Annotated in this window: 20 protein-coding genes; 13 read left to right on the forward strand and 7 right to left on the reverse strand. The window is 59.3% G+C overall.

Features of this window, described 5'->3' with window-relative positions; genetic code table 11:
• Positions 1-58: 58 nt before the first annotated feature.
• On the reverse strand, positions 59-721 hold the full coding sequence (gene sufR / locus ACQ4N7_RS12975) for an iron-sulfur cluster biosynthesis transcriptional regulator SufR (protein ID WP_430711928.1): 663 nt from the start codon (positions 719-721) through the stop codon (positions 59-61).
• Positions 722-928: 207 nt separating this feature from the next.
• Between sufR and ACQ4N7_RS12980 the strand changes: the two genes are divergently transcribed.
• The 6 genes from ACQ4N7_RS12980 to ACQ4N7_RS13005 all read left to right on the forward strand — a co-directional run bounded on the left by ACQ4N7_RS12980 (position 929) and on the right by ACQ4N7_RS13005 (position 8,580).
• Positions 929-1,288, forward strand: a complete 360-nt coding sequence (locus ACQ4N7_RS12980) for a ferredoxin-thioredoxin reductase catalytic domain-containing protein (RefSeq protein ID WP_430711929.1) — start codon at positions 929-931, stop codon at positions 1,286-1,288.
• 86 nt (positions 1,289-1,374) lie between these two features.
• Positions 1,375-2,814 (forward strand): Fe-S cluster assembly protein SufB, encoded by a 1,440-nt coding sequence (gene sufB, locus ACQ4N7_RS12985; RefSeq protein WP_430711930.1) that lies wholly within the window; start codon positions 1,375-1,377, stop codon positions 2,812-2,814.
• Between the two features lie 173 nt (positions 2,815-2,987).
• Complete coding sequence (gene sufC / locus ACQ4N7_RS12990; RefSeq protein WP_430711931.1) at positions 2,988-3,776, forward strand: Fe-S cluster assembly ATPase SufC; 789 nt, start codon at positions 2,988-2,990, stop codon at positions 3,774-3,776.
• The gene (sufD, locus tag ACQ4N7_RS12995; protein WP_430711932.1) at positions 3,776-5,095 is read left to right on the forward strand and encodes a Fe-S cluster assembly protein SufD; all 1,320 of its coding nucleotides are present in this window, start codon (positions 3,776-3,778) and stop codon (positions 5,093-5,095) included. Before sufC ends, sufD begins: the two co-directional genes overlap by 1 nt.
• Positions 5,096-5,256: 161 nt before the next feature.
• Positions 5,257-6,528, forward strand: coding sequence for a SufS family cysteine desulfurase (locus ACQ4N7_RS13000; protein ID WP_430711933.1), 1,272 nt, complete (start codon positions 5,257-5,259; stop codon positions 6,526-6,528).
• Between the two features lie 303 nt (positions 6,529-6,831).
• The gene (locus tag ACQ4N7_RS13005) at positions 6,832-8,580 is read left to right on the forward strand and encodes a dynamin family protein (protein ID WP_430711934.1); all 1,749 of its coding nucleotides are present in this window, start codon (positions 6,832-6,834) and stop codon (positions 8,578-8,580) included.
• Between the two features lie 9 nt (positions 8,581-8,589).
• On the opposite strand, the gene ACQ4N7_RS13010 is transcribed toward ACQ4N7_RS13005, so the two are convergent.
• Positions 8,590-9,372 carry a DUF4058 family protein gene (locus ACQ4N7_RS13010; protein ID WP_430711935.1) on the reverse strand — a complete coding sequence of 261 codons (783 nt, stop codon included), beginning with the start codon at positions 9,370-9,372 and terminating at the stop codon, positions 8,590-8,592.
• 138 nt (positions 9,373-9,510) lie between these two features.
• Between ACQ4N7_RS13010 and ACQ4N7_RS13015 the strand changes: the two genes are divergently transcribed.
• Together ACQ4N7_RS13015 and ACQ4N7_RS13020 are read left to right on the forward strand one after the other, a co-directional pair.
• Positions 9,511-9,702 carry a DUF4089 domain-containing protein gene (locus ACQ4N7_RS13015; RefSeq protein ID WP_430711936.1) on the forward strand — a complete coding sequence of 64 codons (192 nt, stop codon included), beginning with the start codon at positions 9,511-9,513 and terminating at the stop codon, positions 9,700-9,702.
• Positions 9,699-11,072 (forward strand): AtzE family amidohydrolase, encoded by a 1,374-nt coding sequence (locus tag ACQ4N7_RS13020; protein WP_430711937.1) that lies wholly within the window; start codon positions 9,699-9,701, stop codon positions 11,070-11,072. The genes ACQ4N7_RS13015 and ACQ4N7_RS13020 overlap by 4 nt, the downstream gene beginning before the upstream one ends.
• A 114-nt stretch (positions 11,073-11,186) precedes the next feature.
• On the opposite strand, the gene ACQ4N7_RS13025 is transcribed toward ACQ4N7_RS13020, so the two are convergent.
• Positions 11,187-12,077 carry a polyphosphate kinase 2 family protein gene (locus ACQ4N7_RS13025; protein ID WP_430712001.1) on the reverse strand — a complete coding sequence of 297 codons (891 nt, stop codon included), beginning with the start codon at positions 12,075-12,077 and terminating at the stop codon, positions 11,187-11,189.
• A gap of 244 nt (positions 12,078-12,321) precedes the next feature.
• Between ACQ4N7_RS13025 and ACQ4N7_RS13030 the strand changes: the two genes are divergently transcribed.
• Positions 12,322-13,224, forward strand: coding sequence for a DUF72 domain-containing protein (locus tag ACQ4N7_RS13030; RefSeq protein WP_430711938.1), 903 nt, complete (start codon positions 12,322-12,324; stop codon positions 13,222-13,224).
• A gap of 44 nt (positions 13,225-13,268) precedes the next feature.
• Here the strand turns inward: ACQ4N7_RS13030 and ACQ4N7_RS13035 are convergent, their stop codons facing one another.
• On the reverse strand, positions 13,269-13,490 hold the full coding sequence (locus tag ACQ4N7_RS13035) for a DUF4327 family protein (RefSeq protein ID WP_194050585.1): 222 nt from the start codon (positions 13,488-13,490) through the stop codon (positions 13,269-13,271).
• A 454-nt stretch (positions 13,491-13,944) separates the two neighbouring features.
• Between ACQ4N7_RS13035 and ACQ4N7_RS13040 the strand changes: the two genes are divergently transcribed.
• Entirely contained in the window at positions 13,945-14,304 is a 360-nt protein-coding gene (locus ACQ4N7_RS13040) for a hypothetical protein (protein ID WP_430711939.1), read from the forward strand.
• A 138-nt stretch (positions 14,305-14,442) separates the two neighbouring features.
• Here the strand turns inward: ACQ4N7_RS13040 and ACQ4N7_RS13045 are convergent, their stop codons facing one another.
• Positions 14,443-16,185 carry a PhnE/PtxC family ABC transporter permease gene (locus tag ACQ4N7_RS13045; RefSeq protein WP_430711940.1) on the reverse strand — a complete coding sequence of 581 codons (1,743 nt, stop codon included), beginning with the start codon at positions 16,183-16,185 and terminating at the stop codon, positions 14,443-14,445.
• Between the two features lie 29 nt (positions 16,186-16,214).
• On the opposite strand from ACQ4N7_RS13045, the gene ACQ4N7_RS13050 reads away from it, so the two are divergent.
• From ACQ4N7_RS13050 to ACQ4N7_RS13060, 3 genes are read left to right on the forward strand one after another with little or no spacing between them, the layout of a single operon-like run.
• The gene (locus tag ACQ4N7_RS13050) at positions 16,215-16,553 is read left to right on the forward strand and encodes a hypothetical protein (RefSeq protein WP_430711941.1); all 339 of its coding nucleotides are present in this window, start codon (positions 16,215-16,217) and stop codon (positions 16,551-16,553) included.
• 15 nt (positions 16,554-16,568) lie between these two features.
• Complete coding sequence (gene argH / locus ACQ4N7_RS13055; RefSeq protein WP_430711942.1) at positions 16,569-17,963, forward strand: argininosuccinate lyase; 1,395 nt, start codon at positions 16,569-16,571, stop codon at positions 17,961-17,963.
• A complete protein-coding gene (locus ACQ4N7_RS13060; protein WP_430711943.1) occupies positions 17,963-19,198 on the forward strand; it encodes a tetratricopeptide repeat protein in 1,236 nt (411 codons plus the stop codon). Before argH ends, ACQ4N7_RS13060 begins: the two co-directional genes overlap by 1 nt.
• A 42-nt stretch (positions 19,199-19,240) precedes the next feature.
• On the opposite strand, the gene ACQ4N7_RS13065 is transcribed toward ACQ4N7_RS13060, so the two are convergent.
• Both ACQ4N7_RS13065 and clpB read right to left on the reverse strand, forming a co-directional pair.
• Entirely contained in the window at positions 19,241-19,834 is a 594-nt protein-coding gene (locus ACQ4N7_RS13065; RefSeq protein WP_430711944.1) for a late competence development ComFB family protein, read from the reverse strand.
• A gap of 437 nt (positions 19,835-20,271) precedes the next feature.
• Positions 20,272-22,887 carry an ATP-dependent chaperone ClpB gene (clpB, locus tag ACQ4N7_RS13070; protein WP_430711945.1) on the reverse strand — a complete coding sequence of 872 codons (2,616 nt, stop codon included), beginning with the start codon at positions 22,885-22,887 and terminating at the stop codon, positions 20,272-20,274.
• Positions 22,888-22,948 lie beyond the last annotated feature (61 nt).

Below are 22,948 nucleotides of genomic sequence, written 5' to 3' on the forward strand. Positions count from 1 at the left end.
GGCAGTTGTTTTTTTGCTGAGAGTCAAGGGAAACGTCTGAGGGGCAAGATGTCGGACCCTAGCCTCGCCCCTGCACCAGGTAGCCGCAGCGATGCTCACCCTTCACCAGCCAGTGGGTGCGCTGCACCGTACAGTCGGTCAGGGCCACCTGAAACATCTCTAGCTCGTGGCCGCAAACGCTGGGGAAAGACTCGGCAATGTGGGAAATGGCACAGTTGTACTCAGTGATGATGTAGCCAGGACCGGTCTGGCGCACATCGCCATCGCTGACCTCGTGCCACTCAGACATATATCCCTCGGCCTGACGAATCTCCACCAGCCGAGCCACCCGTTCGGCCAGACTCCCGGTGCCAACGCGATCGCGATACTCCAGTGCCTTGCGCTCCCACTGCTTGCGCAGTACGTTGCCCACCTGGTCTTGACCCATAGTGGCGGCCAGGGTATCGAGCAGCGAAATAGCAAACTCATCGTACTTAGCGGGGAAGCGATCGCGCCCCTTAGCGCTGAGCTGGTAGAGATGGTTGGGCCGCCCCATCCCCTCCTGCACAGCCCGATGCTCAATTAACCCCTCCGCCTCTAGGTCTTTCAGGTGGCGGCGAATGGCCTGGGTACTCACCTCAACATGGTCGGCTATAGCGTGGGCCGTGGCTTCACCCTGCCTGAGCAGGTAGATCAAAATGTCGTCTTTTGTGGATGTAGAGGGTTGCTGCACAGAGGTCATGGCGTTGGCCCACCGAGACATTAGAGAACGTGGCACAGGTTGCCCCATAGACCTTACCCATTTGGGTAGGCGTTAGACCAACCCATCGAGAGATAATCTACTTTGACAACCTTTATGTTGCTAAACTAGTCTAAAATCTAGTTAGGCAACTTAAATGTTGCTTTAATTGTATAAAATTATTGGGCTGTGTACCGTACCAATCTAGTAATGACTGACCCCAAAACCAACCAGGCCACCGACAAAAATCTAGAGCTGATGCGCAACTTTGCCCAGAGCTATGCCAAGCGCACCGGTACCTACTTCTGCTCCGACCCTGGCGTAACCGCCGTGGTGCTGGAAGGTTTGGCTAAGCATAAAGACGACTTTGGTTCGCCACTCTGCCCCTGCCGCCACTACGAAGACAAAGAGGCCGAGGTCAAGACCATCTACTGGAACTGCCCCTGTGTGCCCATGCAAGAGCGCAAAGAGTGCCACTGCATGCTCTTTCTTACCCCCGACAACCCCTTCGCGGGCGAGCAGCAAGACATTTCCTTTGACACCATCCGCACCGAGACCAGCAAATACTAGACCGTTGAGCCCTGGCCCATCGAAACCCGAGATTTAGGCCCGCCGAGTTCATTTCGCCACTATCAGCCCGCTAAGAGAGTCGCATCATGAGTGCTTCTGTTCAGTCCCTTGTTAGCCAGCCCTATAAGTACGGCTTTACCACCAACATTGAGGCCGACGCTATTCCTCGCGGCCTCAGCGAAGATGTCGTGCGAATGATTTCGGCCAAGAAGAATGAGCCGGAGTTCATGCTGGAGTTTCGCCTGCGGGCCTACCGCAAGTGGCTCACCATGGCCGAGCCCGCCTGGCCCAACGTCAAGTATCCGCCCATCGACTATCAAAATATCGTCTACTACTCGGCCCCCAAGACCCAGGCTAAAAAGCTGGGCAGCCTAGACGAGGTTGACCCCACCCTGCTCGACACCTTCGAGAAGCTGGGCATTCCCCTCTCGGAGCAAAAGCGGCTGGCCAACGTCGCGGTAGACGCCATCTTTGACAGCGTTTCGGTAGCGACTACCTTTAAAGAAAAGCTGGCCGAGTCGGGAGTCATTTTTTGCTCGATCTCCGAGGCGCTGCAAGAGCACCCCGAGCTGGTGGAGAAGTACCTGGGTACGGTAATTCCGATTGGCGACAACTACTTCGCGGCGCTGAACTCGGCGGTGTTTAGCGATGGGTCGTTTGTCTACATCCCCAAAGACACCCAGTGTCCGATGGATCTCTCAACCTACTTCCGCATCAACAATGGCGACTCAGGCCAGTTTGAGCGCACCCTAATTGTGGCAGAAGCGGGCAGTTCGGTGACGTACCTGGAGGGCTGCACCGCCCCCATGTACGACAGCAACCAGCTCCACGCCGCGATCGTCGAGCTAGTCGCCATGGACAACGCCAGCATCAACTACTCCACTGTGCAAAACTGGTTTGCGGGCGACGAAAACGGCAAGGGCGGCATCTACAACTTCGTCACCAAGCGCGGCCTCTGCGCCGGGAAGAACTCCAAAATCTCCTGGACCCAGGTCGAAACCGGCTCGGCCATTACCTGGAAGTACCCCAGCTGCGTGCTGGTGGGCGACAACTCTGTGGGCGAGTTCTACTCGGTGGCGCTAACCAACAACTATCAGCAGGCCGACACTGGCACCAAAATGGTGCATGTGGGCAAAAACACCCGCAGCACCATTATCTCCAAAGGTATTTCGGCGGCGAAGTCAAAGAACAGCTACCGGGGTCTGGTCAAAATTGGGCCTAAAGCCGAGGGGGCACGCAACTACTCTCAGTGCGACTCAATGCTGATTGGCGACACCTCCAGCGCCAACACCTTCCCCTACATTCAGGTGCAGAACAGCACTGCTCAGGTCGAGCACGAGGCCTCCACCTCCAAGATCGGGGAAGACCAGCTGTTCTACTTTGCCCAGCGGGGCATTTCACCGGAGGATGCGGTGTCGATGATCATCAGCGGCTTCTGTCGCGACGTGTTCAACAAGCTGCCGATGGAGTTTGCCGCCGAGGCGGACAAGCTGCTAGCCCTGAAGCTCGAAAACACCGTAGGGTAAACCCGTAGGGTGCATCTGCGAAGCGATGCACCATCCCCGCCGAGATCCCCACAGGTGCATTGCGTTGCGAATGCACCCTACGAATCCTCGGTGAGAGGCAGGAACCCTAATCTAAAATCCAAAATTTCAACGCGTAGGAGCATGGTGGGCGGTGCCCACACCACAGGAAAACCATGATTAACGAGAACAGCGACATTATTCTCTCGGTGCGCGACCTCCGCGCCAACGTGGACGGCACCGAGATTCTCAAGGGCCTCAATCTGGAAGTAAGGGCCGGTGAAATTCACGCCATTATGGGCCTCAACGGCTCGGGTAAGAGTACCTTCTCGAAGGTCTTGGCGGGCCACCCCGACTATGAAGTTACAGCCGGGGAGATCCACTTCAAAGGGCAAGACCTGTTAGAGCTAGACCCCCACGATCGCGCCACCGCTGGTATTTTTCTTGCCTTTCAGTACCCGCTAGAGATTCCTGGGGTGAGCAACCGCGACTTTTTGCGGGTCGCCTTCAACGCCCACCGCAAGGCGCAGGGCGAAGAGGAAATCGATGTGTTCGACTTCGACGACCTGATCGAAGAAAAGCTGAGTGTCGTCAAGATGGACGCCTCGTTCCTCGATCGCAGCGTTAACGAAGGCTTTTCGGGCGGCGAGAAAAAGCGCAACGAAATTCTGCAAATGGCGCTGCTAGAGCCTGCCCTAGCCATTCTGGATGAAACCGATTCGGGCTTAGATATTGACGCCCTTAAAACCGTAGCCGGTGGTGTGAACCAGCTGGCGACCCCCGACAATGCCGTGGTGCTGATCACCCACTACCAGCGCATGCTCGACTACATCGTGCCCGACTACGTACACGTGATGGCCGATGGCCGCATTATTACGACCGGCGGCAAAGACCTGGCCAAAGAGCTGGAGTCGCGCGGCTACGAGTGGGTGCTGGAAGAATTTCGCGCAGGGGTGACGGCATAATGGCAAGTTCTATGGCTGACGTGCGCTCCAGGATGACGGCTGACCAGCGCGATACCTATCTGAAAGGGCTGGTGCAGCGGGTGAAGGCCGCTGTTCCTAAAGAGCTGGCGCTGGAGACGGTGCGATCGCGGGCCGAAGCCCTGCTCAACGAGCATGCGTTTCCCTCTGCCCGCGACGAGGACTGGCGCTTTACCGACCTGGCAGACCTGCTCACCCACGACTTTGTGGCCCCCGGAGAGGTGACCGTTGCGGAGGCCGACGCTGCCGATCTACGCCTGCCAGAGACAGCGGGTGCCCAAGTCGTCGTCGTGAATGGCCGGATCAGCATCGAGCGATCGCAGCTGCAGAACCTGCCGGACGGAGCGATCGTCGGCTCTCTTCGCAGCCACCCCGACCTTCAGATGGTTGAACGCCTGGCCCAGGCCAGCGGCCACCACGAAGTCTTTACCGCCCTCAACACTGTTGGCTTTCAGGATGCGGTGGTGGTTTGGCTGCCCCGCAACACCGTCGTTGAGACCCCGCTGCAAATCATCTACCTGTCTCAGCCCGAGGAAACGCCGCTGCTGGTTCAGCCCCGCTGCCTGGTGGTGGCTGAGACGGGCAGCGCCCTCACCCTGATCGAAGATTTTTCGGGAGAGTCCGCCGCGCCCCACTTTACCAACGCCGTCACCGAGCTGTGGCTCGATGCCAATGCCCAGCTCACCCACAGCCGCATTCAGCGGGAGGGCGCAGGCACCTTTCACATCGGCAAAACTGCTGTCACCCAGGCCCGCGACAGCCAGTACATCGGCACCGCCGTCGACTTTGGGGCCAGGCTGGCCCGCCACAACTGGGAAATTTACCAGACTGGCGAGCAAACCACCACCAAGATCTACGGGCTGGGGGCGATCGCCGCTCACCAGCACATCGACACCCACAGCCTGGTGGCCCTCAGCCATCCCCACGGCACAGTCGAGCAGCAGCACAAGGTCATCGTCGATGACCACGCCCACAGCGTCTTCAACGGACGCATGGCGGTGGCTCAAAAGGCTCAGCTCACTAACGCCAGCCAGCTCAACCGCAACCTGCTGCTCTCCGACAAAGCCCGAGTCGATACCAAGCCCCAGCTCGAAATTGTCGCCGACAACGTTAAATGCGCCCACGGGGCCACCGTCAGCCAGCTCCAGGCCGACGAGATTTTCTACCTGCAAAGTCGCGGCATTAGCGCCCCCCAGGCTCAGCGCCTGCTGATCTATGCTTTTGCTATGGAGATGTTAGAGACCATTGCGGTGGAAACGCTGCGATCGCGCCTTGCCGAAACCATTTCTAAGTGGGCGTAACCCCCTAGCACTAGCCCTCTGGGAAAGGGAAGCTAGAAAAGCTTTCTAAAATCTCCAAGCCAAAATCCACCCGCCCACCCATCCACCACCCCCTTCGACTTTGCTCAGGGACCGTCACCCATCCACCCGCCCACCCATCCACCCTCTCCCCCCACTCCCCCATGACCGTCGCTCAGGAACTCACCCTCGCCGCTAAGGTTCGCGCCGACTTCCCGATCCTCCATCAGGAAGTGAACGGTCACCCGCTGGTGTACCTCGACAACGCGGCCACCTCGCAAAAGCCCAGGGCGGTGCTGGAGGCGCTGCAAAACTACTACCAGCTCGACAACGCCAACGTGCACCGGGGCGTGCACAACCTCAGCGCCCGCGCCACCGAATCCTACGAGGGGGCACGCGATAAAGTAGCCGCTTTTGTGAAGGCGACCAGCCGCAACGAAATTGTTTTCACCCGCAACGCCAGCGAGGCGATTAACCTGGTGGCCTACGCCTGGGGCATGAATACCCTGCAACCCGGTGACGAGATCATTCTCTCGGTGATGGAGCACCACAGCAACCTGGTGCCCTGGCAGTTTGTGGCCCAGCGCACCGGGGCCGTGCTCAAATTTGTGGGCCTCGCCGCCGACCAATCCTTTGACCTGGACCAGTACCGGGCGCTCGTGAACGCTAAGACTCGCCTGGTGGCGGTCAACCACGTGTCGAACACCCTGGGCTGTGTTAACCCGGTAGAAGAGATTATCGCGATCGCCCACCAGCACGGTGCCAAAGTTTTGATCGACGGCTGCCAGAGCGCTCCCCATTTGGCGCTAGATCTGCCCGCGATGGGCTGCGACTGGTTTGTGGCGTCGGGCCATAAGATGTGTGCCCCCACCGGCATCGGCTTTTTGTACGGCAAGCTGGACCTGCTCGAATCGATGCCCCCGTTTATGGGCGGCGGCGAAATGATCGCCGATGTGTTTCTCGATCACTCCACCTATGCGGAGCTACCCCACAAATTTGAGGCGGGGACGCCAGCGATCGCGGAGGCGATCGCCCTGGGGGCAGCGGTCGACTACCTCACTGCGATCGGCATGGAGAACATCGCCGCCTACGAGCACGAGCTGACAGCCTATCTGTACCAGCAAATGCAGACCATTCCGGAAGTCAAGCTCTACGGCCCGCTTCCTGAGGCCGACGGCAGCGGTCGGGCAGCATTAGCCACCTTTACCGTTGAGGGCGTCCACGCTCAAGACTTGTCTACCCTGCTGGATCAGTCGGGGATTGCAATTCGATCGGGGCACCACTGCACTCAGCCCCTGCACCGCATTTTGGGCGTAGATTCCACCGCGCGGGCCAGCCTATATTTCTACAACACCAGGGCCGAGATTGATAGTTTTATGGCTGCCCTTAAGGACACCATCGAGTTCTTCAAAGGCGTGTTTGAAGACGACGACTGAAATGGCTTTGGCAACGCTCTTGACACTAACCGGCAGCGGCTAGTTCGACGGGTTCGTAATAGAGGCGAACCCTATACATCACGCTTCGAACGCCCTATATTTATGGCGCTTACAACCACCCCGCATCCACCTGTCGCATAGCCGCCGCCACGCCGCATAGGGCATCTTCGTAATTAGAGGCCCATACCCTCCTCGATAGCCCAAAATCGGCCCAAAGTGGTGACTGTGCGTTAATTTGATGGTAGGCGGGCGTTTTAGCGCTGTGCCCACTGGGCTTAAGAACGACATTGGGGAGACGTTGCCGTGGCCAGCCAAATCATTGACAAAACGCTCCACGCCTACCGCGACGACCTCGATCGCCTGCTAGAGCGCGTGCAGGCCTTAACCAAGCACATCAACAATGCCAACCTGCTGCGCACCACCCACAACCTGCGGCGCAATATCAACGAGCCCTTTTTGTTTGTGGTGGTAGGTGAGGTTAAGGCGGGCAAAAGCAGCTTTGTCAATGCCCTGCTCGACGCCGAAGTTTGCGCCACCGACATTGAGCCCTGCACCGACTCAATTCAGCAGATTGTCTACGCCGAGCAGGAGTTCGCCGAACAGGTGGAGCCCAGCCTGCGCAAGATTGGCCGACCGATCCCGATTCTGCAAGACATTTCGATTGTGGATACGCCGGGCACCAACACAGTAATCGCCGAGCACCAGATCATCACCGAGCGCTACATTCCCAACAGTGACCTGACCTTCTTTGTGCTGTTTGCCAAAAACCCTTACCAGAAGAGCGCCTGGGATTTTCTCGATTTTGTCAGCGCTGAATGGCGCAAAAAGGTGGTGTTTATTTTGCAGCAGGCCGATTTGCTGCGCCCCGCCGACCTGCAAACCAACATGGAGCGGGTGAAAGAATACGCCTACCAAAAGCAGATCAAAGCGCCAATTATCTTCCCTACCTCGGCGGCGCTGGAGCAGGAGGGCGACACCGCCAACAGCGGCTTTGAGCCGGTGCGGCAGTATATTCAGGCGATGGTGTCGTCGGGGGAGAGCTACAGAATTAAGCTGCGATCGGTGAGCCAGACCACCCAGCAAATTATTGGCCTGCTCAACGGCGACATAGAGGCACTGAACCAGCAGCTAGCGGTAGATCGCACCACCGCCCAAAACATTCGCGGCAAAATTGATGCGGGCAAGGGGCGATCGCGCTACGAGGTCAACACCCTGGCCGATCGCCTCGCCGCCCGCTACGAAGTGATCTCGGCCCGCATTAAGCGCGACTTTCGCGACAGCCTGACGGTGCCTATGGTAGTGCGGCGATCGTTCGTTGGCATATTCAACCAGGATGCCTCCATGCAGGCCTGGGTAGACGACTTTCAGGAACGCTGCGCCCGCGACCTGCGCGCCTCGCTCGAAGAAGCCTCGAATGAGGGGGCCCAGCACTTTGTTGACGGCATTCGACAGCTATTTGACGGGCTCAGCCAAGATCTAGAGAGTGTTAAGGCCCAGCGCATTGAGAGCAGCCACATCTCGCTCAAGGTGCTAGAGCGTCGCCAGGAGGTGATTGAAAGCGTGCGTGCCAAGGTTGACAACCTGCTGGTCAATCAGGGCCTGGGGGATATGCTGGTAACCCAGGCGGGCGATATGGCCAACGAAATTGTCGGCGGCGCGATCTTGGCCGTATCGGGCACAATTTTGCACGTGATTCAGTTTGCGGTGGCAGAGGCCATTATGAGCGCCATTGGCATCGCCTTTGCCGGCGTGGGGGTAATCGTGCTGGGCATCGGCATTCTCTGGCAGCGCAACCGCATTATCGCCAAGTTTGAGCAGGCCCTCGACAACGAGAAAGGGCGCTTTCAAGAAGAAATTGCCAGCCGCCTGAACGAAAAGCTGGGGATTATTTACGAAGAAGTAGAGCGCATTTTTACCCAGTTCTACGACTACGTGGAGCACGAAGAGGCGGCGGTGCAGCCCGTAATCGACCAGTACACCGCCATTCAGCAAGAGGCGGCGGGGCTGTTTAGTGCCAGCGTGTTGGGCGAGCCGGGGGCCGAGAAGCGATAGATCGTTGGGCTAGGCGAATACATCATGGGTCAGCCAGGCTTGGTCAGATTCTGAGAGCGGTGGCGGCGGCGGCGGTTGCGTGTAGTCGATACGTTTGTCATAGCGACCTCGATCATAGATTCCCGCCACAATGGGCTGGACGCCAATGACCACTGGCTCATCTCCCGGCTTGAGCGGAATGGGGATATCAGGCAGCGGTTGGCGGATCGAAAACGAGTAGAGGTCAGCAGTGGGGCGCTGGTCACTGCTGCTGACCAAAATGTAGTAATCCTGGTAGTCTGCTCCGTCTAGCTGCATTAGGGGTTGACCCCGGCGCAGTAGGTCAATTTCTACTAAGTTGGTCAAACTACTGAGCACTTGGTTGCGCTTTTCTTCGTAAGCCAGACGGCCCTTGCCGGGCTGTTTATTTTTGGGCGACAGCACCTCAATGGCGGTGATTACGTTGCCTGTCTCTACCTCGCGAATTTCGAGATAGCGCTCCGTTACCTCTTCGGGCATGGGCAGCTTTACCCGCTGGGGTTTCACCTGGGTAGCTACACTGCTACCGTTGTGGGCATCAATCAAAGGAGCATTTTGAGGGGGTGCAGTGGCTACAACCATATCGGGAATGCCAATCAGCAGCCCTCCCTCGGTTTCGCTACGGTAGGTACGGCTTTCGACCTCCACGTAGTACTCTGGCTTGAGCGCCACTTCAATGGCGTCGGCTAGGGCCACAATCAACCGACTGTGAAACGATGCCCAAAAGGCAGGTTGCTCAAGATAGGGATCCATACCCGGAAAGGGTGAAGCCATGGGAAGACATACCCAGCAACGGACGATACCTCCATCATAAAAGCAGCACCCCCGGTCTCGCAGAGGGCTGGCGCATAGAGAACTGGCCGAGATGAGAGGTTGGCGCGTACGTCACAGATAGAGCACGGCGATATGACGATGGAAACACCTGACAAGTTTGATTTTGCGGCCTATGTGGAGGCAATGGCGACGGCTCTGGAGCTGGCTATTCCCGACGAAATTATGCCGGCGGTGGTGGCCAACGTGGAGCACATTTGGGAGATCGCCCAGCCCGTGCTCACCTTTCTTTTACCCGATACGGTAGAAAGCGCCGCCACCTTTGAGCCATGACCCAACCGCCCGATGCCCTGGCCCTAGCCGCTGCCATTAAAGCCGGGAAGCTGTCTGCCTCGACGGTGGTGGACGCCACTTTGGCCGATATCGCCACGCGCAACCCATCGCTGAACTGTTTTACAGCGGTGACGGCAGAACGGGCGCGATCGCAGGCCCAGGCCATCGACAATGCGATCGCCGCTGGCCAAGACCCCGGCCCCCTGGCGGGCGTGCCCTTCGCGGTCAAAAACCTGTTCGATATCCAGGGCGTTACCACGGTAGCGGGGGCCAAGCTCAACCAGAGCAATCCTCCCGCCGCGCAGGATGCCACGGCGATCGCTCGGCTCCAGCAGGCCGGGGCGGTACTGGTCGGGGCGCTGAATATGGATGAGTACGCCTACGGCTTTGTCACCATCAACGCCCACTACGGCACCACGCCCAACCCCCACGATCCCAGCCGGATGGCGGGCGGGTCGTCGGGCGGGTCGGCGGCGGCGGTGGCGGCGGGGCTGGTGCCCTTTAGCCTGGGTTCCGATACGAATGGCTCAATTCGCGTGCCCGCGTCGCTGTGCGGATTGTATGGCCTCAAACCCACCTACGGGCGGCTGTCGCGGGCGGGGGCCTACCTGTTTTCCGCCAGCTTGGATCATGTGGGCCCTTTCGCGCGATCGCTTGCCGACCTGGCTATGGTCTACGACATGATGCAGGGACCAGACCCAGCCGACCCCGTCTGTACCCAGCGGTCCCCCGACTTTGTTACGCCGTACCTGACCGAGGGCATCGAGGGTTTGCGAATCGCCCGTTTGGGGGGCCACTTCGATCGCGGCATGGAACCGCTGGTGCGCGACATTCTCGATGACGTTGCCGGGGCGCTGGCGATCGCGACAACGGTAGAATTTCCCGAAACCCACCGGGCCAGAGCGGCAGCCTACCTGATTACCGCCTGCGAGGGCAGCCAGCTGCACCTGGAGCGACTGCGCCACAGCCCAATGGACTTTGACCCAGCCACCCGCGATCGCTTTCTAGCCGGAGCCATGATTCCCGCCGCCTGGTATTTGCAGGCCCAGCGGTTGAGACAGTGGTACCGCGATCGCGTCCGCGAAGTTTTTCAATACGTGAACGTTCTCATCGCCCCTACCACCCCCTGCGTCGCCCCACCCCTCGACCAAACCACGCTGGATATCGACGGCACCACCTATCCCCTGCGCCCCCACCTGGGCTTCTACACCCAGCCGCTCTCGTTCATAGGGTTGCCCGTGCTCTCGGTGCCCATCCATCGCCCTGGCCACCTCCCTGTTGGAGTACAGCTAATTGCCGCCCCATACCAGGAGGCGCAGTTGTTTCGGGTCGCCGCGTGGCTAGCGGAGAAGGGAGTGGTGAGGAGATGAGGAAGATGAGAAGGTAAGGAAGGGGAAGTGCAAAATTCAAAGTGCAAAGTTCAAAATTTTGAACTGTTAATTTTGAATTCATCCACACATCCACGTACCCACGCATCCATTCCTCTACTCCTCACTCTCCAACATCACCTTCGCCTCCCTCAGTCGATCCATGTGGTTCTCCTCCAGTTCGGGATAGGCCAGATTGAGCGACTGCAGCTTTTTGCTAATCAGGTTGGCGACGACCAGGCGGGTAAACCACTTGTGGTCAGCCGGAATCACGTGCCACGGGGCCCAATCGGTGCTGGTGTGGGTGAAAACGTCTTCGTAGGCGGCTCTGTAATCGTCCCAGTAGGCTCGCTCGCGGACATCGGAGAGCGAAAATTTCCAGTTTTTGTCGGGGCGATTGATGCGTTTGAGAAAGCGCTTTTTCTGCTCTGCCTTTGAGACATTGAGAAAGAACTTCATCACCACAATGCCGTTGTTGGTCAGGTACTTCTCAAAGTTGTTGATGTCGTCAAAGCGCTGCTGCCAGATGCGATCGCTCTTGACACTTTTGGGAATCTGCTGCTGGGCCAGCAGTTCGGGATGCACCCGCACCACCAGCACCTCTTCGTAGTACGAGCGGTTAAAAATGCCGATGTTGCCGCGCTCGGGCAGAGCCTTGAACGATCGCCACAGGTAGTCGTGATCTAGCTCTTCGGCGGAGGGCTGCTTAAAGCTAAACACCTGACAGCCCTGGGGGTTAATGCCCGACATGACGTGCTTAATGGTGCTGTCTTTGCCGGCGGCATCCATGGCCTGAAAAATCAGCAGCAGGGCGTAGGTGTTTTGGGCGTAGAGCACATCCTGATAGCGAGCCAGGTCTTGAACACCCTGGCGAAGCAAGGCTTTAGCTTCGTCTTTGTTAAAGTCTCCGGTAAAACCAGGGTTAAAGTTCTGCAGCTTTACGTGGGTGCCAGGTTTAACCACCATGCGCTCTGGGGTAAAGTCACTAAGAAACGATTGAGCATCCATGAAAAATATCGGGTGAGGGGCATTTTTCCCTGCGATGAGGGTCTTAAGCATAGCTAACGCTAGCTCGGCCCAGGCTGCCCCTGTCTCATCCCTTAACGATGTTTGCCGCCGTGACAACGCCCCCTCAGCGGTTTGAGACGGCCTCAGGTGCGTGGCGTCGGCGACATCTGCCCATGCAGCGACCCGCGAAGAACAGCCGGGATTGCGTCAAAATTGGGGAGTAGGCGACGCCGGGGGCAGCGCAATGGCAGGGAAATATTTTACCGGGTGCGCCGTATGGGCATTTAAGGATTGGGTGGGTGAGGGAAACTTCTACCCCAGGGGCAGCAAGGCGAGCGATTTTTTGCGGCTGTACGGCGATCGCATGACTGCCGTCGAGGGCAACACCACCTTCTACTCCATGCCCGATGCCAAAACCATCGATCGCTGGGCCACCACCATGCCCCCCGGCTTTCGGTTTTGCCCCAAGCTGCCCCGCGCCTTCTCCCACCAGGGCAAGCTGGTGCCTTTTATCGCAGCATCCCACCGATTTCTGCAAACGCTGACGCCCCTGGGAGACCGCCTGGGGCCGCTGTTCATTCAGCTGCCGCCCACCTACAGCCCTGAACACCTGTCAGACCTGCGAGAATTTCTGGCCCGCTGGCCCCGGCAGCAGTACCCGATCGCAGTGGAGGTGCGCCATCTCGACTGGTTCGCCGCCCCCCACGCCACCCGCCTCAACCAAATGCTCACCAGTCTGGGCGCAGGTCGCGTGCTGCTCGATACCCGACCTATTTATGACTGTATCGATACTCCCGACGACGACCCACAGATCGGCTCGGAGCGCAAGAAGCCCAAAGTGCCGCTGCAGCCAGAGGTAACGGCAGCCTTTACGATTGTGCGCTACATCAGCCATCCCGACCTGGCCTACAACCAGCCCTATTTTGACGAGTGGGTGCCTCGCCTGCGCCAGTGGCTAGCGGCAGGTACAGATGTGTACTTCTTTGCCCACTGCCCCCAGGAGGCGAAATCTCCAGCGGTGGCCCGCGCGGTTTACCACCAGCTGCAGCGGTTAGGCGTCGAGCTGCCCGAGCTGCTGTGGGATGCGGCTGAACGACAAAGGGCTGAGGAAGACAACTCCTCAGCCCAGCTCAGTTTGTTTGGATAATCGGTTTTGCTTAAAAGAGCCGTACTGCCGACGGGAGACTAGCCCTAGTCGTTTTCCCAGTCTTCGCGGCCCATCAGATCGCCGACGCGATCGCGCAACAAAAACCCCGATGTCTCTAGTTCAGCCTCAACCAGAGCCCACTCGCGGGCGGGAATGTGACGGCAGAGCGTATAAATAGGCTGCTGACGGCTAACTACACCCTTTTGAACCAGCTGTCGAGCTTCGTCACGGATGATGTCGATGGAGTAGTGGAGGGACTGAAGCATACCTAAACCCAGTAACGACGGAGAAGCTGCATGTGACAAAAGTCAACCAAGCCAGACAAGAATCTTTAGATTCCGTATCCCAGTTTACTGATAGTTTTTAGGATTTGGCTAGCAGCTAGGGCTTATTTTCGCCTTAATCTTGGGGCTGTGCCATTAACAAATGCTGTAATTTTGCTCTGGTAGCACACTATCGACTGTTACAAGTCCGTAATATGCAATTCTTGCCAAAACAAATGCAAAAGTTGCATAGCATGCCCCAGCCCTGGGGTTGATCTGAACTCCTACAAAATCTAGGCAGTCTGCACAGGCAGCCTCGCCCTAAAGACCCTGAAAGCCAAAGCCTGACATTGCAACCCTTTAATTTTTTCGGAATCGCCCGGTTTCGTTAGGTAGGCTAAGGCTAGGGCCACTGCTGGCGCTGCCGCAGATCACTAGGTGAGCAGCCGCTGGTGTCATGAGCCTTGCACAGGGCTGCCATCGGCGCGCCCAACGCCATAAACCCCTACAGGCAGGACAGGTCGTGAGCGTGACCAACGAACTCTTTCACCGGGCCAACGATTTGTGCCGCCGCCGCGCCTACGAGCAGTGGCATCGGCGACAGAGCAAACAGCAAATTTTGCGATCGCAGGTCGGCTTCCAATCCCTGCCTCCAACTCGGCCCTCCGTCTGCCAGGGTTGCACCAACTACCACGGCATCGCCTACGGCACCAGTCGGGCCAAGCGCTGCACCCTGGTGTGCGCCGTGCATCCCTACGGATGGCAAGGGGGTGGGGGCTGTCCTGATTGGCAAGGGGATGAGGGGGTGGATGGGTAGATGGGTGGATGAGGGAATGGATAAATTCAAAATTCAAAGTTGAGAATTCAAAATTTTGCACGTTGAATTTTGCACTCCCCCGTCCTCACCTCCTCTCCTTTCCTCACCCCCTCATCTTCCTCACCTCCTCCCCTTTCCTCACTCCCTCAACACCGCCCTCAACCGCTGACTCACCGCATCCACCCCAAATGTGAGCACCACAAACACCGCCAGAGTCACCATTACGCCGCTGTAGTCGAAGCTGCTGATCTGCTCGGTGAGCAGGCGACCCAGGCCGCCTGCGCCGACCAGGCCCACAATCACGGTTTCGCGCAGGCACACTTCCCAGCGGTAGAGGCTGTAGGCCAAAAAGCGGCCCAAATTTTGGGGCAAAATGCCGTAGGCTACAACTGCGCTGGGGCTAGCGCCCAGGGCGCTAAGGGCGCGGACGGGGCGATCGTCCAGGTTTTCGTTGACCTCGGCCATCAGGCGGCCCAAAATGCCGAAGTTGTGCAGGGCCAGGGCCAGCGCCCCCGGCAGCACTCCCGGAAACAGCACAAACAGCAGCACCAGCGCCCAGATCGGGGCGGGGATGGCGCGGCTGACCAGCAGCACCAGGCGACTGAAGCCCAGCACGGTGAAGGCTATCCAGGCGGCGCGATCGCGCTGACCAACCGGGTGCAGCAGCCCCCCCGGCAGCCAAAAATTTTGGGCGGCGGGCAGGGAGAAGAGAATGCCGCCGAGACTGGCTAAGGCGATCGCTACCATCGACATCGCCACCGTGAGCCAGGCGAGCTGCGCCAGATTCACGATTTCAGCTCCAGTCGGCAGGGGTGGCCAGCCGGTGGACAAAAGTTCTCCCAAGAGGCGCTGCGTCCGTGCCGACCACAGCACGGCTACATCCAGCCGCAACCACCACCAGCTCAGGGGAACCGCCAGTACCGCTCCGATCCACGACAGCCGCAGAAACGTATCTTGTCTGGGAGCTTTTGCTGCCAATCGAGCCCTATCGCCTGGTTTGCGCCCTGGCTGGCGATTAATGTCGAGGCGGCTGGTAAAGCCCATGCGGCGACGCACCAGAGCGCTCCAGGCATCCACAGCACCGTTGAGAATAATTAACGTGTAAAAGCCAGTCCACAGCTGCCCGTAGCGCAGCGATTGCAGACTGAGGAAAATCTCGTAGCCCAGCCCCCCGGCCCCAATAATGCCCAGCACCGCCGAGGCCCGCAGCGAGCACTCAAACCGATAAAAGGTATAGGAGAGCAGGTTGGGCAGGGCCTGGGGCAGCAGGCCGTAGATCAGGGCAATCAGCGGCGGTGTTCCAGCGTTGAGCAGGGCGTGCAGCGGCTCGGGGGGCGTTTCGTCCAGAATTTCCGAAAAAACCTTGGCGACGATCGCCCCAAAGGGAATCGCGATCGCCAGTACCCCCACCATGGGGTTGAGCCCCAGCACCTGCAGCAGCACCAGCCCCCAGATCAGCTCGTGGATGGCGCGGGGAAAGGCCAGCAGCCCCCGCACTCCCAGCCACAGACTTCGGCGCAGGCCCGAGGCATTCCCAGGCAGAACCGTCTGCCACCACACCGCCGAGCAGAGCAGCCCGCCCACCAGCCCCAGCCCGATGCTACAGGCCGTGCCCAGCACCGCGTAGGCCAGAGTGACCAGAGCGGCACGGCCCATCAGCGAGACAAACTCGGGGCTGAGGTCGGGGCGCAAACTAGCGGCCAAAAACTCTTGCAGCTGCGGCCAGCCGCCCCAGTTGATCAGCTCCGCCCCAGGCCGACCCAGCCCCGCCTGGTACGCCGCCAGGCCCAGGGCGATCAAAATCCCTAGAGCGCTGGCCGTTTTTGGGTTCCAGAAGCTCGGTCGCAGCGGTATGGTGATAGTCTGTTGGGTGTCAACCATGTTCAGGTCGTCACAGTGCCATGGACGCTATGCCCCAGCCTCACAATTATCTTTTGCCTAACGCTCTGCTTCAAAGTGCTGCTCAGCCCCTGTCTATAGACACGATCCTACGCCCCGTTAGTCTAGACCTAGGGCCAGATACAGGGAATGGGTTCAGCAGTTATTTTACCGGCGTCGATTTACCCAGCGTGGCCGGGGTGGCGGTAACCCCTGAGGCTCTATCTCCGGTGCTGGCGCAGCAGTTTGACCAGGATATTTTGGGCGATATGGTCGATGTTTGGAATGGCTTTGTCGAGTCGGGCCAGCTTTGGGCACTGCTCTTTGGCATTGTGCTTGGCTACTTTATTCGCAACCTGACCGCCTTTTAAACACCGCCGCCGCCCATGGAAACACCCCCTGCCCAGACCTGGAGCCAGCGCTTTGAAACGGCGCTGCACCCGGCGATCGCGACCTTTAACGCCAGCATTGGCTTCGACATTCAGCTGATCGAGTACGATCTCACCGGCTCAGCGGCCCACGCCAAAATGCTGGTCAAGACCGGCATTATCAGCCCTGAGGAAGGGGAGCAGATCGTGAATGGCCTAGAGACCATTCGCCAGGAGTACCGCTGCGGCAGTTTTACCCCCGGCGTTGAGGCCGAGGACGTACACTTTGCCGTCGAGCGACGGCTGACCGAGCTAATCGGCGATGTGGGCAAAAAGCTGCACACGGCTCGCTCCCGCAACGACCAGGTGGGTACTGACGTGCGCCTGTACCTGCGCGCCCAGATTGAGGCGATTCAAGGCCAGCTGCGCCAGTACCAGCAAACCCTTTTGGGCCTGGCCGAAGCCCATGTTGAAACCCTGATCCCGGGCTATACGCACCTACAGCGGGCGCAGCCCCTCAGCCTGGCCCACCATCTGCTGGCCTACTTCGATATGGCCCAGCGCGACTGGGAGCGGCTGGGCGACGTGCAAAAGCGGGTGAATATTTTGCCTTTGGGCAGCGGTGCGCTGGCGGGTACGACATTCCCCATCGATCGCCAGTATTCGGCAGAGCTGCTGGGCTTTGAGCGGGTCTACGGCAACAGCCTGGATGGGGTGAGCGATCGCGACTTTGCGATCGAGTTTGCCTGTGCCGCCAGCCTGATTTTGGTACACCTGTCGCGCCTGTCCGAGGAAATGATTCTCTGGGCCTCGGAGGAGTTTAGCTTCATCACCCTCAGCGACAGTTGCTCCACCGGCTCCAGCATTATGCCCCAGAAGAAAAACCCCGACGTGCCCGAGCTGGTGCGGGGCAAAACGGGGCGCGTGTTTGGCCACCTGCAGGGGCTGCTGGTGATGATGAAAGGCCTGCCTTTGGCCTACAACAAGGATTTGCAGGAAGACAAAGAAGCCCTCTTCGACACGGTGCAGACCGTGCAGGGCTGTCTGGAAGCGATGACCATTCTGCTGGCGGAGGGGGTCACCTTTCGGGTGCCGCGCCTGCGTCAGGCCGTCAGCGAAGACTACTCAAACGCCACCGATGTGGCCGACTATTTGGCTACGAAAGGGGTGCCCTTCCGCGAGGCCTACAACCTGGTGGGGCAGGTGGTGAAGACCTCGCTGGCGGCGGGCAAGCTGCTGCAAGAACTCACCCTCGCCGAGTGGCAGGCCATTCATCCCGCGTTTGAGGAAGATATCTATGCGGCGATCGCCCCTCAGCAGGTGGTTTCGGCCCGCAACAGCTACGGCGGCACCGGCTTTGAGCAGGTGCGCCAGGCCCTTCAGCGGGCTCAGCAGGCGCTGGGAGAAGGGTAATGATTAGCCTCTGCATGATTGTCAAAGACGAGGCCGCTAGCCTGGCTCTCACCCTGGCCAGCGTGCAGGGGGTGGTGGGTGAAACCATCGTGGTCGATACCGGCTCTGGGGATGACACGGTGGCGATCGCGCGCGCCCACGGGGCCCAGGTCTACAGCTTCGACTGGGTCAACGACTTCGCCGCCGCCCGCAATGAGTCGCTGCGCCACGCTACCGGCGACTGGGTGCTGGTGCTCGACGCCGACGAGGTGCTGCTGCCCGCCACGGCTCAGGTGCTCCAGGCCCTCGATCAGGGCCAGCCCCTGGGGGATTTATCCGCTGAGGACGTGCTAGCCCTGAACCTGCTGCGCCTGGAGCTAGGAGCGCCCCAATCCCCCTACACGCTGATTACCCGCTTCTTTCGCCGTTTGCCCGAGATTAGCTTTAACCGCCCTTACCACGAAACCGTAGACGACAGCATCGCGGCGCTCCAGGGGCAAGCCCCTCGCTGGCAGGTGATTACCCTGGCCGAACCCGCCCTGCACCACACCGGCTACGACCCGACCGTGGTGGTGCAGCGGGGCAAGTTCGATCGCGCCCGCACCATTATGGAGGCCTACCTGGCCGACCACCCCGACGACGGCTATTTGCTGAACAAGCTGGCCGCCCTCTACGTCGAGTCTGACCAGGCCGAGGCCGCCCTGCCCCTGCTCGATCGCGCCCTGGCCCTGGCCGAGTCGCTCGATGAACTGACGCGCTACGAACTGCACTACCACCGCGCCCTGGCCCACTCTGCCCAGCCAGAACAGGCCGCTGGCGACTATCAGGCCGCTTTAGCCCAGCCCATACCGCCCCGGCTCAAGCTGGGCGCTTGGGTTAACTACGGCAGTCTTAAAAAAGCTCAGGGCGATTATGAGGCCGCCGTTGACCTGTTTCAGCAGGCGATCGCGGCTGACCCGACCCTGGCAATCGCCCACTACAACCTGGGTACGGCCCAGCGGGCCAGGGGTTACCTCGACGAGGCGATCGCCGCCTACCGCAGCGCGATCGCCCTTGACCCCAGCTATGCTGCGGCCTACCAAAACCTGGGCGTGGCGCTGTTTAAGCTGGGTCAGCTGCCCGAAGCGCTGCAGGCCTTCCAGCGGGCGATCGCCCTTTACGAGGCGATCGATCCGGCTACCGCCGCCAGTCTGCGCCAGGGCGTTACCAAAATCGGCATACCGCCCGCACTGCTGGCTCAGGCGGGGCTGATCTAGGCAGGGTTTAGCTGCCCCACAACGACAGCCTGAATTGCTTACCTACTTTGAGTAGCGGGCGTCATTCCAGTCGAAGCCGCCGTTTGAGGGCTGGTGCGACTTTTGCCACGACACGTCAGAGCCGTAGGTGCCGGGACGCCAGTAGTGAGCGTGGCTGCCGTCGGCTTTTTCGCCGCTGGTCATTTTGTCGGAGGGGTTGCCCCGGTAGCGGGTGCGGTGTGAGGTATCAGTGGGGTCGGGCGGCGCGGCGGGCTGTTCACTGCGGCGGTTCAGCACGGCCCGCAGGCGCGTTATGGCCCCATCCCAGCTGAGGTCAGGCTGTTTGAGAATTTCCCGCAGGGCGTTGAGCGCAACGTTGGCGGCTTCGTTATCTTGCCCGCGCAGGGGCTCAGAGGAGCGAATTGGGTCTACCTGTACCGCTGCAAAAGCCTGACGCACGGCACTTTTAATCTGGTTGTGCAGCTCGCGCCTGGCTTTTTCGTACTGGTGCTGCCAACCCTTCTCGCTAGAGGCGTAGAGCGACGGCAGCCGATTGAGCGCGTAGGTTTCGACCTCGACCCGCTTCAGGTATTTCAGCATGCGGGGATGCATGGTTTTGACCTGCTTTTCCACCTCTTCGGCAACGAGGAGTTCCATAACATTCATGTAGCTATGTCTTGGAACATCGTGAGCGACTTTCATAACCAACCCCACTTCTCTATCTATGGAATAAACTGGCGCAACTCCCGGCGGAACCGACCCGCCACAGCAATGCTCCTAATGGATCACCAACGGCATCAGCCACGAACCTTGTAGACCAAAACCAGGGGCAAGCGGGTTAAGGTGGCTGGGGCAGCGACTGCCTTAACAACAGCGTGCCCAAATGGATTCCGGAAACTTACGGAAATCGTTTGGGGGCTAGCGACTAGCTTACCTGGTGAATATGCTTAATTGGCGCATCTAGCTATAGTGACAAAATAATGTGGATCCCCGCAACCGTAGTCATTAAAACTTCAACGACTATTGTCAAAGGTTAATACTATGTGGACCACACCTGGGGAAGAGGGGCTTCCCCCCTTCCCCAGAGCTTAGGCTTACAGAGTCAGCAGTTCGGCGGGCAGGCGCTTGAACGAAAGCCGCTCGTTTTCGACATCGACATAGATGGCGTCGCCCTCGCCAAACTCACCCCGCAGAATGGATTTGGCAATTTGGGTTTCCAGCTCTCGCTGGATCGCCCGCTTGAGCGGACGGGCACCGTAGACCGGGTCGTAGCCCACCTCGGCCAAAAAGTCGAGGGCAGCTTCGCTGAGCTTGACCGCCATCTTGCGATCGGCCAGGCGATCTTCGAGGCGGACAACCTGTAGCTTCACAATTTCGCGCAGCTGCGACTTCAGCAGCCCGTGGAAGATGATCATCTCATCGACCCGGTTGAGAAACTCAGGCCGGAAGCTGCCCCGCAGCGCCTCCATCACGCGGGCCTTCATCTCGTCGTAGCGGCTGTCGTCGCCCGCCACATCGAGAATAAACTGCGAGCCGATGTTGCTGGTCATGATGATGATGGTGTTCTTGAAGTCCACCGTGTGGCCCTGGGCATCGGTGACGCGGCCATCGTCGAGAATTTGCAGCATGACGTTGAACACGTCGGGGTGCGCTTTCTCAATTTCGTCAAACAAAATGACCGCAAAGGGGCGGCGACGAATCGCTTCGGTGAGCTGACCGCCCTCGTCGTAGCCGACGTAGCCCGGAGGGGCACCGATCAGGCGAGAGACGGCGTGCTTTTCCATGTACTCCGACATGTCGATGCGCACCAGGGCCTCTTCGGTGTCGAACAGGTAGGCGGCCAGGGCCTTGGCCAGCTCGGTTTTACCCACCCCCGTGGGACCGAGGAAGATGAAGCTGGCGGTGGGGCGATTGGGGTCAGCCAGACCGGCCCGCGATCGCTGGATCGCGTCGGCCACCGCCGTTACTGCCTCCTCCTGACCGATCACCCGCTCGTGCAGCTCGTCTTCGAGCAGCAGCAGCTTCTGCATCTCCGACTGCACCAGCTTGCTGACCGGAATGCCCGTCCACTTGGAGATGATCTCGGCGATGTCTTCCTCGGTCACCTCTTCGCGCAGCAGGGTTTTGCCGGTGGTTTGGGTGGCGGTGAGCTGGGTTTCGGCGGTTTCGAGCTGGCGCTGCAGCTCGGTGAGCTTGCCGTACTTGAGTTCGGCGGCCCGATTCAGGTCGTAGTCGCGCTCGGCCTGCTGGATCTCGATGTTGACCCGATCGATGTCTTCTTTGATCGCCTGAATGTGGTCGATGGTGTCTTTTTCAGACTGCCACTGGGCGTTGAGGGCACTCTGCTGCTCTTTGAGATCGGCCAGCTCGCGCTCGATGCGCTCTAAACGCTCCATGGAGGCGGCATCGCTCTCTTTTTTCAGCGACAGGCGCTCCATTTCCAGCTGGAGGATCTTGCGATCGACCTCGTCTAGCTCCTCGGGCTTGGAAGTGATCTCCATTTTGAGCTTGGCGGCGGCTTCGTCGACCAGGTCGATCGCCTTGTCGGGCAGGAAGCGATCCGAGATATATCGCGTGGACAGGGTTGCAGCAGCCACCAGGGCGCTGTCGGAGATTTTCACCCCGTGGTGCACTTCGTAGCGCTCTTTGAGACCGCGCAAAATCGAAATCGTGTCGGGCACCGTGGGCTGATCGACGTAGACCTGCTGGAAGCGGCGCTCCAGGGCGGCGTCTTTTTCGATGTATTTGCGGTACTCGTCGAGGGTCGTTGCGCCAATGCAGCGCAGCTCGCCCCGAGCCAGCATGGGCTTGAGCAGGTTGCCCGCATCCATTGCCCCCTGGGTCGCGCCTGCGCCCACCACGGTATGAATTTCGTCGATAAACAGAATGATCTGCCCTTCGGAGTCGGTGACTTCTTTGAGCACCGCTTTCAAGCGCTCCTCAAACTCGCCCCGGTACTTGGCCCCGGCGATCAGCGCCCCCATGTCGAGGGCGATCAGCTGCCGGTCTTTGAGCGATTGGGGCACGTCGCCACTGACGATGCGCTGGGCCAGCCCTTCGGCGATCGCGGTTTTACCCACCCCCGGCTCGCCGATCAGCACCGGGTTGTTTTTGGTGCGCCGCGAGAGAATTTGAATGGTGCGGCGAATTTCATCGTCGCGGCCAATCACCGGGTCGAGCTTGCCCCGACGGGCGGCATCGGTGAGGTCGCGCCCATATTTTTCGAGCGATTGGTACTTGCCTTCAGGGTTTTGGTCGGTCACTTTTTGGGTGCCTCGAATATCTTGAATCACCTGCTTGAGCTTGGCTTCGCTCAGCCCCAGATCTTGAAACAGGGCTTTGCCAAAGCGGGTGTCGCCAGGGTAGGCCAGAATCAGGTGCTCAATTGAAATATACTCGTCGCCGTAGTCTTTTTTGTAGCGGTCGGCGCGATCGAGCAGGGCATCGAGCGATTTGCCCAGGTACACCGACGAGCCTGACCCAGATACCTTGGGCTGGCTGTTGATAAAGGCCTCGGTGCGATCGCGCAGCACCTGACCGTTGACACCTAGCTTGGCAAAAATACTGCTGGCCAGGCCGTCTTGATCCAGCAGCGCCAGCAGCATGTGGTCGCTCTCGATCTGCTGCTGCTGCGACTGCTTGGCCACATCCTGCGATCGCACAATGGCATCCCAGGCTTTTTCAGTAAATAAATTTTGGGTGGGTTGCATAGGCTCCGCTCTCCCGGCTTACTCCATAGCATCTTTGTATGATTGCATTGTAGAAAGACAG

This window comes from Nodosilinea sp. AN01ver1 (assembly GCF_050565655.1).
Classification (GTDB): domain Bacteria; phylum Cyanobacteriota; class Cyanobacteriia; order Phormidesmidales; family Phormidesmidaceae; genus Nodosilinea.